This window comes from Thermus sp. LT1-2-5 (assembly GCF_040363165.1).
GTDB lineage: Bacteria > Deinococcota > Deinococci > Deinococcales > Thermaceae > Thermus.
Genome location: NZ_BSRG01000022.1, coordinates 1 through 15,018 on the forward strand (window position 1 = coordinate 1; position 15,018 = coordinate 15,018).

The following is a 15,018-nucleotide window of genomic DNA, read 5'->3' on the forward strand; positions in this document are numbered from 1 at the left end:
TCCTATCTGATCCAGGATGCTGGCCACCAGGCCCAGGTGGCCCAGGTCGTACACCTGTAGGTTGGGTGTGGTTTCCATCCCAAAATCCTAAGGCCAAGGGAGAGGGGTGCGGAATGTCGGGTAGGGGTTTTCTTCGGGCTTTATCCCGCCTGGCGTGCGGCCAGGTTGGACCCGGTGGAAGCCCTCCGGTACGAGTAGAAGGTGCCATGCGGGAACCTTCCCTTCCAGCAGGGTCCTGCGGCGGAGGCCCTAAAAGAGCTCCTCGCCAGGTTGAAGAAACGCTAGCGCAGGCGCTTGAGGGCCTCCTTGATGAGCTCTTGCGCCTTAGCCTTAGGATTTTGGGTGAGGAGGTCCAGGACCACGCTCCGCGCCTGCCCCTCCTTGAAGCCCAAGGCGGCCAGGGCCAGGACCGCTTCCTCCGCCGCCTCGCTTTCCACCCTTTCCTCGGTGAGGAGGCTTGGGGGGACCTTGCCCTTGAGCTCTAGGGCCAGGCGCTCGGCAAGCCGCCGCCCCACGCCGCTGGCTGCGGTGAGGAGCCGAAGGTCCCCCTCCGCCAGGGCCCGGGCCAGGAGCTTGGGGGTGAGGGCGGAGAGGAGGGAGAGGGCCACCTTAGGCCCCACCCCGCTCACGGAGAGGAGGAGCTCAAAGAGGGCGAGGCTTTCCTCATCGGGGAAGCCGAAGAGGGCGAGGCCCTCCTCTTTGAGCTGGAAGTGGGTGTGGACCGCCACCTCCTGGCCCTCCCTTAGGCTGGCCAGGAAGGGGCCGGGGGCCTGGACGAAGAACCCCACCCCGCCCACCAGGAGGAGGAAGCTCCCTTCCTCCTTCTTGAGGACCTTTCCCTGGAGGTAGCGGATCATCGGCCCTGGAAGCGGGGCAGGCGCTTCTCCCTAAAGGCCCTGACCCCTTCCTCGTGGTCCAGGGTGCGGCCCGCCTCCCCTTGCAGGATGGCCTCGAGGCCCAAGGCCTCTTCCAAGGAAAGCCGATAGGTTTCCAAGAGGAGCTTCCGCGTGAGGACGTAGGCCCGGGTGGGGCCTTGGGCCAGTTCCTGGGCCAGGGCTAGGGCCTCTTCCATAAGCCTTTCCGCCGGCACCACCCGGTGGACGAGGCCCAGGGCCAAGGCCTCCTCTGCGGAGAGGCGGGGGGAGAGGAAAAGGAGCTCTTGGGCCTTGGCTAGCCCCACGAGTCGGGGCAAGAGGAAGCTTAGCCCCGAGTCCGGCACCAGCCCGATCCGGACGAAGGCGGTGGTGAAGGTGGCCCCAGCGGCGGCTAGGCGCAGGTCCCCCCAAAGGGCGAGGCTCATCCCTGCGCCCGCCGCAGGACCGTTGACCGCCACCACCAAGGGCTTTTCCAGCCCGCTCATGGCCTCCACCACCCGGTTGTAGCGGCGGAGGTAGGCCTCGTAGTCGGGTTTTTCCTCGCCGAACTCCGTGAGGTCCTGCCCGGCGGAAAAGGCCCGCCCCGCCCCCGTGAGGAGGACGGCCCGCACCCCAGGGTCTTGGTTCGCCTCGGTCAAGGCCCGGTGAAGCTCCTCCAGGAGGGCGCCGGTGAGGGCGTTGAGCTTCTCGGGCCGGCTCAGGGTGAGGAGGAGGACGCCGTCGGTTTTCTCCCTCAGGACCATGGCCCCATTGTAAGGGGTGGCGCACCTACACCGGCTTTTGGTGTAGCGTAGATGAAGGGGTATACCGCCCCTTGAGGAGGCAGGATGGAGCTCACGCTGGAAAGCCAAGGTTACCTGGAGGCCCTCTACCGGGCGTATCTGGAGGACCCCTTTTCCCTGCCGGAGGAGTGGCGGCGCTACTTCTCCGCCCTTACCCTCGAGGACGGACGACGAGAACGCCCTTCCCCTAGTGTCCCCGTGGCGGAGGCGGTGGACCTAGGCTTCCTCCTCAAGGTGGAGCGCCTGGTCCAGGCCTACCGGGAGCTCGGGCACCTGGCGGCCCGGATAGACCCCTTAGGCGGGGAAAGGCCCAGGCCCAAGGCCCTCTCCCTGGAGGCCCAGGGCCTCTCCCCCAAAGACCTCTCCCGGCCCCTTCCTCCCTTCTTCGGCGCCCCCAGTTTGGGGGCCCTCCTGGAGCGGCTAGAGGCCACCTACCTGGGCCCCGTGGGCTTTGAGGTGGTCCACGTGGAGCCCGAGGAGCGGGAGTGGCTTCTGGCCCGCATAGAGGCTCCCTGGGAAAAGCCTTCCCCTGAGGTGCGCCGCCGCATGCTGGAGGCCTTAATGCAGGCGAGCCTCTTTGAGGCCTTTTTGCAACGGAAATACCTGGGGGCCAAAACCTTTAGCGTCGAGGGCCTAGAAGGCCTCATCCCCCTTCTTAAGGAGGCGGTGGTGGAGGCGGCGCGGCACGGGGTCAAGGAGGTGGTCCTGGGCATGGCCCACCGGGGTCGGCTGAACGTCCTGGCCCACGTGGTGGGGAAGCCCTTTGAGCGCATCTTCCGCGAGTTCGAGGAGATCTTCCCCGAGGGCTACAGCGGGGACGTAAAGTACCACCTGGGCTTCTCCAGCGACCAGGAAACCCCTTACGGCAAGGTCCATGTTTCCTTGACCTTTAACCCGAGCCACCTGGAGTTCGTGAACCCCGTGACCCTGGGGCGGCTTCGCGCCAAGCAGGACCGCTTCGCCGACCGGGAGAGGCGGCGGGGCCTGGCCATCCTCGTTCACGGGGACTCCGCCTTCATCGGCGAGGGGATTGTGCAGGAAACCCTAAACCTTTCCCAGCTTCCCGGCTACCGGGTGGGGGGGACCTTGCACGTGGTGGCCAACAACCAGCTGGGCTTCACCACCCTTCCCTCCGAGTACACCTCCTGCCGTTACCCCACGGACATCGCCAAGATGGTGGGGGCCCCCGTCTTCCACGTGAACGCTGAGGCGGTGGACGAGCTTTGGTTCGTCTTGCGCCTGGCCCTGGAGTACCGGAGCCGCTTCGGCAAGGACGTGGTCATCGACCTGGTGGGCTACCGCCGCCGGGGGCACAACGAAACCGACGAGCCCACCTTCACCCAGCCCGCCATGTACGCCCGCATCGCGCAAAGGCCCGAGCCGTGGAAGGTTTACGCCGAGCGGCTCGAGGCCGAAGGGGTGGTGCGCAACGAGGAGCTTAAGGCCCTGGAAACCGCCTACCTGGAGCAGCTGGAGGCCGAGTTCGCCCGGGTGAAGGCCGAGCCCGGCCCCGTGGTGCCCCACGGGCTTTCCGGCCTCTGGCAGGGCTACGTGGGGGGGCCGGACCCCCTGGTGCCCGAGGTGGAGACCAAGGTGGCCAAGGAGGCGTTGCGCAACCTGTTGGTGCGGCTCGCCACCGTGCCCGAGGGCTTCCAGGTCCACCCCAAGCTGAAGCGGTTCCTCGAGGCCCGCCTGGAGATGGCGGAGGAAAAGCGGCCCGTGGATTGGGCCACGGCGGAGGCCTTGGCCTTCGCCACCTTGGCGGCGGAGGGGCACCGGGTGCGCCTCACGGGGCAAGACGCCCTAAGGGGCACCTTCACCCAGCGCCACGCCGCCCTTTACGACTACCGTACCGGGGAGCGCTACATCCCTCTGGAGCACCTGGCGGAGGGGCAGGCCCCCGTGGAGATCCACAACTCCCCCCTTTCCGAGGCCGGGGTCCTGGGCTTCGAGTACGGCTACAGCCTGGACTACCCCGAGGGGCTCATCCTCTGGGAGGCCCAGTTCGGGGACTTCGCCAACGTGGCCCAGGTCTACATCGACCAGTTCCTGGCCAGCGCCGAGGCCAAGTGGGGGCGGCTTTCCGGGCTCGTCCTCCTCCTGCCCCACGGCCTGGAGGGCCAAGGCCCCGAGCACTCCTCCGCCCGGCTGGAGCGCTTCTTGCAGCTGGGGGCCAAGGACAACCTCCAGGTGGCCTACCCCACCACCCCTGCCCAGTTCTTCCACCTTCTGCGCCGCCAGGTGAAGCGGCCCATTCGCAAGCCCTTGGTGGTCATGACCCCCAAGAGCCTCCTCCGCCACCCCGAGGTGGTTTCCAGCCTGGAGGAGCTCGCCCAAGGCCGCTTCCAGAAGGTGATCCCCGAGCGGGTGAAGGGGGCGAGGAAGGTTCTCCTCACCTCCGGCAAGGTCTACTACGAGCTTTTGGCCAAGAGGCGGGAGCTTGGGGCGGAGGACGTGGCGATCCTGCGCCTCGAGCTCCTCTACCCCTTCCCCGAGGAGGAACTTAAGGAGGCCCTCGCCCCCTACCCCAAGAAGACCCCCGTGGTGTACGTGCAGGAAGAACCCGTTAACCAAGGGGCCTGGTGGTACCTCTCCGCCCGCTTCTGCGGGGAGATCTTCGGCCACCCCTTCAGCGTGGTGGCCCGGCCCGAGTCCCCAAGCCCCGCCGTGGGCTCGTCCAAGGTCCACCGTCTGGAGCAGGAAGCCCTTTTGGAAGAGGCCTTCAAGTGAGGAGGTAAAAGGTGGAAGAACTCAAGGTGCCCTCCGTGGGCGAAAGCATCGTGGAAGTGGAGATCGGCGCTTGGCTTAAGCAGGAGGGGGAACGCTTTGCCCAGGACGAGCCTTTGGTGGAGCTCATCACCGATAAGGCCACCCTGGAGCTCCCCGCCCCCTTCGCCGGCACCCTAAGGCAAATCCTCAAGAAGACCGGGGAGACGGCCCGGGTGGGGGAGGCCATCGCCCTCCTCGAGGCGGGGGTAGCGGCCCAGGCGGAAGCGCCCAAGCCCCCGGCCCAGGAGGCCCCGGAAGGCCCCTTGGCCATGCCCGCCGCCGAGCGGCTCATGCGCGAGAAGGGGGTTTCTCCGGAAGCGGTGCAGGGCACGGGCCTGGGCGGCCGCATCCTCAAGGAGGACGTGGAGCGCTACCTGGAGAAGCGGGAGGCCCCTAAGCCTGCCGAGCCCGCACCCCCTTCTCCTCCTGTGCCCCCGCCTTCCCAGGCGCCCGGCGACAAGCCCTGGCGGGTGAGCGAGGCGGTGCCCATGACCCCCTTGCGCCGCCGCATCGCCGAGCGCCTCCTTATGGCCAGGCAGACCACGGCCATGCTCACCACCTTCAACGAGGCGGACATGTCCGCGGTCATCGCCCTGCGCAAGGAGCTCGGGGAGGCCTTCCAGAAGAAGCACGGGGTGAAGCTCGGCTTCATGAGCTTCTTCGTCAAGGCCGTGGTCCAGGCCCTCAAGGAGATCCCCGAGCTCAACGCCGAGATCCGGGACAACGCCATCCTTTACCACCGCTACTACGACATCGGCATCGCCGTGGGCGGGGGCGAGGGGCTTGTGGTGCCGGTCCTGAGGGACGCTGACCGCCTCTCCTTTGCCGAGATCGAGCGGCAGATCGCCGACTTCGCCGAGCGTGCCCGCACGAAGAAGCTCAAACCCGAGGAGCTCATGGGGGGCACCTTCACCATCACCAACGGGGGCATCTACGGCTCCTTGAACTCCACCCCCCTCCTGAACCCGCCCCAGGTGGGCATCCTAGGCATGCACGCCATCCAGGAAAGGCCTGTGGCCCGGGAGGGGCAGGTGGTCGTTAGGCCCATGATGTACCTGGCCCTCTCCTACGACCACCGCATCGTGGACGGGCGCGAGGCGGTGACCTTTTTGCGCCGGGTAAAGGAGCTCATCGAGAACCCGGTGCGGCTCCTCTTGGAGGTGTAGCGTGTACGACCTCTTGGTCATCGGGGCGGGCCCTGGGGGGTATGTGGCCGCCATCCGGGCAGCGCAGCTCGGGATGAAGGTGGGGGTGGTGGAGAAGGAGAAGGCCCTGGGGGGGACCTGCCTCAGGGTAGGGTGCATCCCCTCCAAGGCCCTTTTGGAAACCACGGAGCGCCTCTACGAGGTGAAGAAGGGCCTCCTAGGGGCCAAGGTGGAGGGCTTCTCCCTGGACCTTCCCGCCCTCCTCGCCCACAAGGACAAGGTGGTCCAGGCCAACACCCAAGGGATCGAGTTCCTTTTCAAAAAGAACGGGGTGGCCCGCCACCAGGGCACGGCTCGCTTCCTTTCCCACCGCACGGTCTTGGTGGAGGAAACAGGGGAAGAGCTTTCCGCCCGCTATATCCTCATCGCCACGGGTTCCGCTCCCCTAATCCCCCCTTGGGCCCAGGTGGACTACGAGAGGGTGGTGACCTCCACCGAGGCCCTTTCCTTCCCTGAGGTGCCGGAGCGCCTCATCGTGGTGGGGGGCGGGGTGATCGGGCTCGAGCTCGGGGTGGTCTGGCACCGCCTGGGGGCGGAGGTCACCGTCCTGGAGTACATGGACCGCATCCTCCCCACCATGGACGCCGAGCTTTCCCGGGCGGCGGAGCGGGTCTTCAAAAAGGAGGGCCTAAGGATCCGGACCGGGGTGCGGGTGACCACGGTGATCCCGGAGGCCAAGGGGGCGCGGGTGGAGCTAGAGGGGGGGGAGGTCCTCGAGGCCGATCGGGTCCTTTTGGCCGTGGGCCGCAGGCCCTACACGGAGGGGCTTGGCTTGGAAAACGCCGGCCTAGCCCTGGACGAGCGGGGCCGCATCCCCGTGGACGAGCACCTGAGGACCCGCGTTCCCCACATCTACGCTATCGGGGACGTGGTCAGGGGCCCCATGCTGGCCCACAAGGCCAGCGAGGAGGGCATCGCCGCCGTGGAGCACATGGCCAAGGGCTTCGGCCACGTGGACTACCAGGCCATTCCCAGCGTGGTCTACACCCACCCGGAGGTGGCGGGCGTGGGCTACACGGAGGAGGAACTTAAGGAGCGAGGCATCCCTTACAAGGTGGGGAAGTTCCCCTACTCCGCCAGCGGCCGCGCCCGGGCCATGGGCGAAACGGAAGGGTTCGTCAAGGTCCTGGCCCACGCCAAGACGGACCGCATCCTGGGGGTTCACGGCATCGGGGCCCGGGTGGGGGACGTGCTGGCCGAGGCCGCCTTGGCCATCTTCTTCAAGGCCAGCGCCGAGGACCTGGGCCGCGCTCCCCACGCCCACCCCTCCTTGTCGGAGATCCTCAAGGAAGCTGCCTTGGCGGCGTGGGAGAAGCCAATTCACCTATAGGCAGGCAGGGCTTTCGGGCCGAGGTGCGAGGAGCACCTCGGCGTTTTGTATACTTATGCATACCCCCACCCGGGGGTAGACTGGGAGTTGGCATGAAGATCGTCTTGGCATACTCTGGCGGGCTGGACACCAGCATCATCCTCAAGTGGCTCAAGGAGACCTATGGCGCCGAGGTCATCGCCTTCACGGCGGACATCGGCCAAGGGGAAGAGGTGGAGGAGGCGCGGGAGAAGGCCCTAAGGACGGGGGCCTCCAAGGCCATCGCCTTAGACCTCAAGGAGGAGTTCGTGCGGGACTTCGTCTTCCCCATGCTCCGCGCTGCTCCCCTTTACGAGGGGTACTACCTCCTGGGTACCTCCATCGCCCGGCCCCTCATCGCCAAGTACCTGGTGAAGATCGCCGAGGAGGAGGGGGCGGAGGCCGTTTCCCACGGGGCCACGGGCAAGGGCAACGACCAGGTGCGCTTTGAGCTCACCGCCTACGCCCTGAAGCCCGAGATCAAGGTAATCGCCCCCTGGCGGGAGTGGAGCTTCCAGGGACGGCAGGAGATGATCGCCTACGCCCAGGCCCACGGCATCCCCGTGCCGGTGACCCAGGAAAAGCCGTACTCCATGGACGCCAACCTCCTGCATATTTCCTACGAGGGGGGGGTGCTGGAGGACCCTTGGGCCGAGCCTCCCAAGGGCATGTTCCGCATGACGGTGGACCCTGAGGAGGCCCCGGACGCCCCCGAGTACGTGGAGGTGGAATTTTTTGAGGGGGATCCGGTGGCGGTGAACGGGGAACGCCTTTCCCCCGCTCTGCTCCTCCAGAGGCTCAACGAGATCGGCGGGCGGCACGGGGTGGGGCGGGTGGACCTGGTGGAAAACCGCTTCGTGGGCATGAAGTCCCGGGGCGTCTACGAGACCCCGGGGGGAACCATCCTCTACCACGCCCGGCGGGCGGTGGAAAGCCTCACCCTGGACCGGGAGGTCCTGCACCAGCGGGACCAGCTTGCCCCCAAGTACGCCGAGCTCGTCTACTACGGCTTCTGGTACGCCCCCGAAAGGGAGGCCCTTCAGGCATACTTTGACCACGTGGCCAAGAGGGTCACCGGGGTGGCCCGTCTGAAGCTTTACAAGGGGAACGTCTACGTGGTGGGGCGCAAGGCGGAAAAGAGCCTCTACCAGAAGGAGCTGGTGTCCTTTGACGAGCTGGGCGGCTACGACCAGAAGGACGCTGAGGGGTTCATCAAGATCAACGCCTTGCGCCTACGGGTGCGGGCCATGGCGGAGGGGCGGCGTGGGGCATAGAACCTGGGGAGGGCGGTTCCAAGAGGGGCCAGACGCCCTGGCTGCCCGGTTCAACGCCTCCTTGGCCTTTGACCGGGCCCTTTGGCGGGAGGACCTTTGGCAAAACCGGGTCCACGCCCGCATGCTCCAGGCCGTGGGCCTTCTTTCGGAGGAGGAGCTAAAGGCCATCCTGAAGGGCTTGGACCAGATAGAGGGGGAGATAGAGGCGGGCACCTTTCCCTGGCGGGAGGACCTCGAGGACGTCCACATGAACCTCGAGGCCCGCCTCATAGAGCTCATCGGCCCCCCGGGAGGCAAGCTCCACACCGCCCGTAGCCGCAACGACCAGGTGGCCACGGACCTCCGGCTCTTCCTGCGGGGGGCTATAGACGAGCTTTTGGAGCTCCTCCTTTCCCTGAGGCGGGTCTTGGTAGGGGAGGCGGAAAAACACCTAGAGCCTCCTTACGTTCTTCCCGGCTACACCCACCTGCAACGGGCCCAGCCCATCCTCCTTTCCCACTGGTTCTTGGCCTACTACGAGATGCTCACCCGGGATGCCTGGAGGCTTGAGGACGCCCGCGCCCGCCTGAACGAAAGCCCCCTGGGGGCCGCCGCCCTGGCGGGGACGGGGTTCCCCATAGACCGCCACTTCACCGCCAAGGAGCTCGGCTTTGCCCGCCCCATGCGTAACTCCCTGGACGCCGTGGGGAGCCGGGACTTCGCCTTGGAGGTCCTTTCCGCCCTGAATATCGGCATGCTCCACCTTTCCCGCCTGGCGGAGGAGCTCATCCTCTACAGCACGGAAGAGTTCGGCTTCGTGGAGGTCCCCGACGCCTTCGCCACCGGCTCTTCCATCATGCCCCAGAAGAAGAACCCGGACATCCTGGAGCTCATCCGGGCCAAGGCGGGGAGGGTCCTGGGGGCCTTGGTGGGGCTTTCCGCCGTGGTGAAGGGGCTTCCCCTGGCCTACAACAAGGACCTGCAAGAGGACAAGGAGCCCCTTCTGGACGCCCTCGCCACCTACCGGGATAGCCTTAAGCTCCTGGCCGCCCTCTTGCCGGGCCTGAAGTGGCGCCGGGAGCGGATGTGGCGGGCGGCGGAGGAGGGGTTTTCCCTGGCCACGGAGCTCGCCGACTACCTGGCGGAAAAAGGGCTACCCTTCCGGGAGGCCCACCACGTGGTAGGGCGGCTGGTGCGGCGGCTTGTGGAGGAGGGCCGAAGCCTGAAGGACCTGACCCTGGCGGAGCTTAGGGCCCATCACCCCCTCTTCGCCGAGGACGCCCTGCCCCTTTTGCGCCTGGAAACCGCCATCCACCGCCGCCGTTCCTTTGGGGGCACGGCCCCAGAGGCGGTGCGGGAAAGGGTCTTGGAGGCCAAAAAGGAGGTGGGCCTTGCTTGAACTGGAACTTCCTACGGCAGCGCTTCCCGAGGTGCGCCCGCAGGTGGGGGTGGAGCTGAGAAAGGCGCGCCTGAGCGATGTGGACGCCATCTACTGGCTCATCCGCTACTGGGCGGAAAAGGGCTTGATGCTGGTGCGGAGCCACAGCCACCTTTACGAGAACATCCGCGACTTCCAGGTCCTGGAGGACGAGGACGGCCACATCGTGGGCACCGTGGCCCTCCACGTCCTCTGGCGGGACCTGGCGGAGATCCGGGGCCTCGCCGTTCACCCGGCCCGGCAGGGCCAGGGGCTGGGGCGCTGGCTTGTCCTGGGAGCGGAGCGGGAGGCGCGCGACCTGGGGCTTCCCAGGGTCTTCGCCTGGACGCTTCAGGTGAACTTCTTCCGCAACCTGGGCTACCAGGTAACGAGCCGGGAGGCGCTTCCCCCCAAGGTCTGGAGCGAGTGCAACGCCTGCCCCTTTTACGAGAACTGCCGGGAGATCGCCGTCATCAAGCACCTTTCCCCGGGGGCCTTCAGGGGCTAGAATGGGCGGGATGGGCGCCCTTACCCCATGGGAGGAGGAATGGCTGGAGTGAAGGAACGCGCCGTTTTGGTGCTGGAAGACGGCACCGTGTACCGCGGCTACGCCTTCGGCGCCCGAGGGAAGACGGTAGGGGAGGTGGTCTTTAACACCGCCCAGACGGGCTACCAGGAGATCATGACCGACCCCAGCTACCACGGGCAGATCGTGGTCATGACCTACCCCCATCAGGGCAACTACGGGGTCAACGTCTACGACATGCAGTCCAACCGCCCCTGGGTGCGGGGCTTTGTGGCCAAGGAGTTTAGCCGGGTGGCCTCCAACCCCCGCGCCCAGCAGACCATCGGGGAGTTCATGGAGTTCTACGGGGTGGTGGGGATTGAGGGCCTAGACACCCGGGCCCTGGTGCGCAAGATCCGGGAAGGGGGGGTCTTGAAGGGGGTCATCGCCCATGCCAGCCTTTTCGGCGCTCCCGACCACGCCTTTACCGAGGAGGAGCTGGAGGCGCTTCGCCAAGAGGCCAAGAACTGGACGGACATCGACGGGCGGGACATGACCCCCGAGGTCACCACCCCCTTGCCCTATGCCTGGCCCACCCTGAAGTCCGGGCGGCGCATCGTGGTCATGGACTTTGGCATCAAGCATGCCATCGTGGAGAACCTGGCCGCCTTGGGCTTTGAAATCTTGGTGGTTCCTGGCAAGACCCCGGCGAGCCAGATCATGGCCCTGGAACCCCACGGCCTTCTCATCAGCAATGGCCCCGGGGATCCCTCCATGCCCCGCTACGCCCACGAGACCATCTGGAAGCTCATGGGGCTGTTGCCCACCTTCGGCATCTGCCTGGGGCACCAGCTTCTGGCCTTGGCGGCGGGGGGGCGCACCTACAAGATGAAGTTCGGCCACCGAGGGGCCAACCACCCGGTGAAGAACCTCCTCACGGGCAAGGTGGAGATCACCAGCCAGAACCATGGCTACGCCGTGGACATAGACTCCCTCAAGGAGTTCCGCCCCACCCACATCAACCTCAACGACGGGACCCTCGAGGGCATGGCCCACGCCCGCTACCCTGTCTTCTCCGTGCAGTACCACCCCGAGGCCGCCCCCGGGCCCCACGACGCCCTCTACCTTTTCCGCCGCTTCTTGGAGGAGGTGGAGGCTTTCCACGGGGCCACGGGCCTCCCCGTGGAAAAACGCCGCGCCGACCAGCACGGGGTCTAGTAGTCCATGCCCCGGATGTTCCCCTCCTCGTCCACGTCGATCCGCAGGGCCTGGGGCACCTTGGGCAGGCCGGGCAGGGTTTCAATCCCTCCCATGTAGACCACCACGAACCCCGCCCCGAAGCGGCACTTAAGGTCCGTGACCCGCACGGTGAAGCCCGTGGGCCGGCCCCGGAGCTTGGGGTTATCGGACAAGGAGGTGGCGGCTTTGGCCATGACCACGGGCAAGGCCTCGCACCCTTCCTTCTTGGCGGCCTTCAGGGCCCGCTTGGCCTCCTCGCTCCATTCCACCCCTTGGGCCCCGTAGACCTTTTGGGCGATGGTGGCCACCTTTTCCTCCAAAGGAGCTTCCAAGGGGTAGAGGGGGCGGTAGGCGTGGGGAAGGGAGAGGGCTTCCAGGACCTTTTCCGCCAGCTCCAAGCCCCCTTCGCCCCCCTTGGCGTACACCTCGCTTAGGGCAAAGGGCAGGCCCTGCCCTTGGGCGAAGTCCCGCACCAGGGCAATCTCCTCCTGGAGGTCCGTGGGGAAGCGGTTCAGGGCCAAGACCGGGGTGTAGCCGAAAAGCCGCACATTTTCCACGTGCTTTTCCAGGTTGGCCAGGCCCGCTTTCACCGCCTTGGGGTCGGGCATCTCGTAGGCGTCCTGTCCCCCGTGGTAGCGAAGGGCCCGGATGGTGGCCACCAGGACCACCGCCTCGGGGATGAGCCCCGAGGTGCGGGCCACCACGTCCATGAACTTCTCCAGGCCCAGGTCCGTGGCGAAGCCCGCCTCCTGGACCACGTAGTCCGCCAGGCCCAAGGCGAACTGGCTCGCCCGCACGGAGTTGGTGCCGTGGGCGATGTTGCCAAAGGGCCCCATGTGGACGAAGGCGGGGTTCCCCTCCGCCGTCTGCACCAGGTTGGGCAAAAAGGCCTGACGCAAGAGGGCGGCCATGGCCCCCACCGCCCCCAGGTCCTTGGCGTAGACCGGCTTGCCCTCGAGGGTGAAGCCCAGGCGGATCTCCCCCAGGCGCCGCTTCAGGTCCCGGAAGTCCCGGGCCAGGCTCATGAGGGCCATGACCTCGCTGGCCACGGTGAGCTCAAACCCCCCTTCCCGGGGTACCCCATGGGCCTTTCCCCCCAGGCCCAAGACGATGTGGCGCAGGGCCCGGTCGTTCATGTCGATGGCCCGCTTGAGCTCAATGCGCCTCGGGTCAATCCCGAGCTCGTTGCCTTGGTGCAGGTGATTGTCCAAAAGGGCGTTCAAGAGGTTCACCGCCGAGGTCACGGCGTGGAAGTCCCCGGTGAAGTGAAGGTTGATCTCGTGCCGGGGTTCGATGCGGGCCTTCCCGCCCCCCGTGGCCCCGCCCTTCACCCCGAAGACCGGGCCCAAGGAGGGCTCCCGCAAGGCCAAAGCCGCCCGCTTGCCCAGCCGCCACAGGCCGTCCACCAGGCCGATGGCGGTGGTGGTTTTGCCTTCCCCCGCCGGGGTGGGGGTGATGGCGGTAACCAGGATCAGGCGCCCCTTGGCCTTGGGGGGTTCGCCCAAGACCTTGGCCATGTGCGGTCCGTAAAGGTAAAGCCGCTCGCGGCCCAGGCCCAGCTTGGCCGCCACCTCCTCGATGGGTAAGAGCGCTTCCTTGACGATCACGGGGTAAGCTTACCCCTTCTGCCTAGGGAGAGAAGTCCCGGTTGCCCCCGGAAAGCACCAGGGCCAGGGTCTTGGGCAGGCTCGCCCCGTGCTCCAGCACCGCCGCCAGGGGCAAGGCCCCCGTGGGCTCCACCACCTGCTTGGTGCGGGTGAAGAGGAGGCGTTCCGCCTCGAGGATGGCCTCCTCGCTCACGGCCAAAACCCCGTCCGCCTTCTCCTTCAGGATGGGGAAGGTGAACCGTCCCAGGCTTAGGGTGCGCACCCCGTCTGCCCGGGTTTTAGGGGCCTTTTCCAGCCGCACCCTCTCCCCGCGGAGGAGGCTTTGCCGGGCGTCGTCTGCCCCCACGGGCTCCACGCCCAAGACCCGGGTGGAGGGGGAAAGGGCCTTCACCGCCGTGGCCACCCCGGCGAGGAGCCCACCCCCGCCCACGGGGGCCAGGACCGCCTCGGGGAAAAGGCCTTCTTTCGCCGCCTGGGCCAAAAGCTCCAGGCCCACCGTGCCCTGCCCCGCCACCACCAAGGGGTCGTCAAAGGGGTGGAGGAAGGCGTAGCCGGTTTCCTGAAGGAGGGCCTGGGCCACCTCCTCCCGGTTTTCCACCGTGACGCCTTGGTCCACGATCTCGGCCCCGTAGGCTCTGGCCGCCTCCTTTTTGAGGGGGCTTGCGTCCTCGGGCATGACAATAAGGGCCTTGACCCCGAGCACCCGGGCGGCGTAGGCCACGCCTTGGGCGTGGTTGCCACTGGAAACCGCCAGAAGGCCTTTGGGGGCTTCTAGGGTGAGGGCCTTAGAAAGGGCCCCCCGCGCCTTGAAGCTCCTCGTCTTTTGCAGGTGCTCGCCCTTAAGAAGGAGGCGTTTGCCCAAAAGGGCGTCTAGGAGGCTAGAGGTGAGCAAGGGGGTGCGGTGGGTGTAGGGGGCGATGCGCCGGAAAGCGGCGTAGAGTTCCGCAAGGTCCATGCCCCCATCATGCCAGGGTGGACACCCCCGCCCAAGGGCGCTAAAGTGGTAGGGGTATGGACTTCCTTTACACCCTCGTCATCCTCCTTTACCTGGGCGTGGCCGGGCTTTTGGTCTACCTGGTCCTGGTGCAGGAACCTAAGCAGGGGGCAGGGGACCTCATGGGCGCATCCACCGATCTCTTCTCCGCCCGCGGCGTCACCGGGGGCCTTTACCGCCTCACCGTGATCCTAGGGGTGGTCTTCGTCGCCTTGGCCCTCTTGATCGGCCTCTGGCCCCGTTGACAAGTGGCCCTCCCCCCGGTACCATAGGCGTTGCCTGGGGCCGTGGCGCAGTTGGGAGCGCGCCTCAATGGCATTGAGGAGGTCAGGGGTTCGAATCCCCTCGGCTCCACCAGAAAGCCCCCCGTAAGGGGGGCTTGCGCTTGCGGGAAGCCGGTGGCTTGGGTATAGTGGAAGACCGGTAGGCCCTTTGGGGCTTCGGGAAGGGGAAGGCCATGTTCGCGATCGTCAAGACGGGTGGAAAACAGTACCGGGTGGAGCCCGGGCTTAAGCTCAAGGTGGAGAAGCTGGCCGCCGAGCCCGGCAGCCACGTGGAGCTCCCCGTCCTTCTCTTGGGGGGCGAGGGGGTGCGGGTGGGGACCCCCTTTGTGGAGGGGGCCAAGGTGGTGGCCGAGGTGTTGGCCCACGGCCGGGGCAAGAAGATCACCATCTCCAAGTTCAAGGCCAAGGTCCAGTACCGGCGCAAGAAGGGGCACCGCCAGCCCTACACCGAGATCCTCATCAAGGAGATCCAGGGGTGAGCCATGGCGCATAAAAAGGGTCTAGGTTCTACCAAGAACGGCCGCGACTCCCAGGCCAAGCGCTTGGGCGTGAAGCGTTACGGCGGCCAGGTGGTGCGGGCGGGCAACATCCTGGTCCGCCAGCGGGGCACCAAGTTCAAGCCTGGCAAGAACGTGGGCATGGGCCGGGACTTCACCCTCTTCGCCCTGGTGGACGGGGTGGTGGAGTTCCAGGACAAGGGGCGTCTGGGCCGTTACGTGCACGTGCGCCCCTTGGCGTAA

At 66.8% G+C, this 15,018-nt stretch carries 14 protein-coding genes and 1 tRNA gene; 11 read left to right on the forward strand and 4 right to left on the reverse strand.

Going from position 1 to position 15,018, the window contains the following annotated elements; translation table 11 throughout:
* Window positions 1–281: 281 nt before the first annotated feature.
* Together ruvA and ABXG85_RS12175 are read right to left on the reverse strand one after the other, a co-directional pair.
* On the reverse strand, window positions 282–857 hold the full coding sequence (gene ruvA, locus ABXG85_RS12170) for a Holliday junction branch migration protein RuvA (protein WP_353513894.1): 576 nt from the start codon (window positions 855–857) through the stop codon (window positions 282–284).
* On the reverse strand, window positions 854–1,618 hold the full coding sequence (locus ABXG85_RS12175; RefSeq protein ID WP_353513895.1) for an enoyl-CoA hydratase/isomerase family protein: 765 nt from the start codon (window positions 1,616–1,618) through the stop codon (window positions 854–856). Before ABXG85_RS12175 ends, ruvA begins: the two co-directional genes overlap by 4 nt.
* Before the next feature lie 84 nt (window positions 1,619–1,702).
* Between ABXG85_RS12175 and ABXG85_RS12180 the strand changes: the two genes are divergently transcribed.
* From ABXG85_RS12180 to carA, 7 genes are all read left to right on the forward strand, one after another.
* Window positions 1,703–4,387 carry a 2-oxoglutarate dehydrogenase E1 component gene (locus tag ABXG85_RS12180; protein ID WP_353513896.1) on the forward strand — a complete coding sequence of 895 codons (2,685 nt, stop codon included), beginning with the start codon at window positions 1,703–1,705 and terminating at the stop codon, window positions 4,385–4,387.
* An 11-nt stretch (window positions 4,388–4,398) separates the two neighbouring features.
* Window positions 4,399–5,592 (forward strand): 2-oxoglutarate dehydrogenase complex dihydrolipoyllysine-residue succinyltransferase, encoded by a 1,194-nt coding sequence (odhB, locus tag ABXG85_RS12185; RefSeq protein WP_353513897.1) that lies wholly within the window; start codon window positions 4,399–4,401, stop codon window positions 5,590–5,592.
* A 1-nt stretch (window position 5,593) separates the two neighbouring features.
* Window positions 5,594–6,961 (forward strand): dihydrolipoyl dehydrogenase, encoded by a 1,368-nt coding sequence (gene lpdA / locus ABXG85_RS12190; RefSeq protein ID WP_353513898.1) that lies wholly within the window; start codon window positions 5,594–5,596, stop codon window positions 6,959–6,961.
* 92 nt (window positions 6,962–7,053) lie between these two features.
* Complete coding sequence (locus ABXG85_RS12195; RefSeq protein WP_353513899.1) at window positions 7,054–8,253, forward strand: argininosuccinate synthase; 1,200 nt, start codon at window positions 7,054–7,056, stop codon at window positions 8,251–8,253.
* Window positions 8,243–9,631 (forward strand): argininosuccinate lyase, encoded by a 1,389-nt coding sequence (argH, locus tag ABXG85_RS12200; RefSeq protein WP_353513900.1) that lies wholly within the window; start codon window positions 8,243–8,245, stop codon window positions 9,629–9,631. The genes ABXG85_RS12195 and argH overlap by 11 nt, the downstream gene beginning before the upstream one ends.
* Window positions 9,624–10,157 (forward strand): N-acetyltransferase, encoded by a 534-nt coding sequence (locus ABXG85_RS12205; RefSeq protein WP_353513901.1) that lies wholly within the window; start codon window positions 9,624–9,626, stop codon window positions 10,155–10,157. Before argH ends, ABXG85_RS12205 begins: the two co-directional genes overlap by 8 nt.
* 39 nt (window positions 10,158–10,196) lie before the next feature.
* Entirely contained in the window at window positions 10,197–11,372 is a 1,176-nt protein-coding gene (gene carA / locus ABXG85_RS12210; RefSeq protein ID WP_353513902.1) for a glutamine-hydrolyzing carbamoyl-phosphate synthase small subunit, read from the forward strand.
* Here carA and ABXG85_RS12215 read toward each other — a convergent pair.
* Both ABXG85_RS12215 and ABXG85_RS12220 read right to left on the reverse strand, forming a co-directional pair.
* Entirely contained in the window at window positions 11,369–13,000 is a 1,632-nt protein-coding gene (locus tag ABXG85_RS12215) for a formate--tetrahydrofolate ligase (protein WP_353513903.1), read from the reverse strand. The two genes, carA and ABXG85_RS12215, sit on opposite strands and share 4 nt — an antisense overlap.
* Before the next feature lie 22 nt (window positions 13,001–13,022).
* On the reverse strand, window positions 13,023–13,955 hold the full coding sequence (locus tag ABXG85_RS12220; RefSeq protein WP_353513904.1) for a threonine/serine dehydratase family protein: 933 nt from the start codon (window positions 13,953–13,955) through the stop codon (window positions 13,023–13,025).
* A 56-nt stretch (window positions 13,956–14,011) separates the two neighbouring features.
* Here ABXG85_RS12220 and secG point away from each other — a divergent pair, with 56 nt between their 5' ends.
* The 4 genes from secG to rpmA all read left to right on the forward strand — a co-directional run bounded on the left by secG (window position 14,012) and on the right by rpmA (window position 15,018).
* A complete protein-coding gene (gene secG, locus ABXG85_RS12225; protein ID WP_353513905.1) occupies window positions 14,012–14,239 on the forward strand; it encodes a preprotein translocase subunit SecG in 228 nt (75 codons plus the stop codon).
* 36 nt (window positions 14,240–14,275) lie between these two features.
* Window positions 14,276–14,351, forward strand: a tRNA-Ala gene (locus ABXG85_RS12230).
* 100 nt (window positions 14,352–14,451) lie between these two features.
* Window positions 14,452–14,757 (forward strand): 50S ribosomal protein L21, encoded by a 306-nt coding sequence (gene rplU / locus ABXG85_RS12235; RefSeq protein ID WP_039459700.1) that lies wholly within the window; start codon window positions 14,452–14,454, stop codon window positions 14,755–14,757.
* 3 nt (window positions 14,758–14,760) lie between these two features.
* Complete coding sequence (gene rpmA / locus ABXG85_RS12240; RefSeq protein ID WP_126164836.1) at window positions 14,761–15,018, forward strand: 50S ribosomal protein L27; 258 nt, start codon at window positions 14,761–14,763, stop codon at window positions 15,016–15,018.

Bases quoted from the DNA above. Each gene is read 5' to 3' on its own strand.
- ruvA (WP_353513894.1), bottom strand. From the start codon at position 857: ATGATCCGCTACCTCCAGGGAAAGGTCCTCAAGAAGGAGGAAGGGAGC.
- ABXG85_RS12175 (WP_353513895.1), bottom strand. From the start codon at position 1,618: ATGGTCCTGAGGGAGAAAACCGACGGCGTCCTCCTCCTCACCCTGAGC.
- ABXG85_RS12180 (WP_353513896.1), top strand. From the start codon at position 1,703: ATGGAGCTCACGCTGGAAAGCCAAGGTTACCTGGAGGCCCTCTACCGG.
- ABXG85_RS12195 (WP_353513899.1), top strand. From the start codon at position 7,054: ATGAAGATCGTCTTGGCATACTCTGGCGGGCTGGACACCAGCATCATC.
- carA (WP_353513902.1), top strand. From the start codon at position 10,197: ATGGCTGGAGTGAAGGAACGCGCCGTTTTGGTGCTGGAAGACGGCACC.
- ABXG85_RS12220 (WP_353513904.1), bottom strand. From the start codon at position 13,955: ATGGACCTTGCGGAACTCTACGCCGCTTTCCGGCGCATCGCCCCCTAC.
- secG (WP_353513905.1), top strand. From the start codon at position 14,012: ATGGACTTCCTTTACACCCTCGTCATCCTCCTTTACCTGGGCGTGGCC.
- rplU (WP_039459700.1), top strand. From the start codon at position 14,452: ATGTTCGCGATCGTCAAGACGGGTGGAAAACAGTACCGGGTGGAGCCC.
- rpmA (WP_126164836.1), top strand. From the start codon at position 14,761: ATGGCGCATAAAAAGGGTCTAGGTTCTACCAAGAACGGCCGCGACTCC.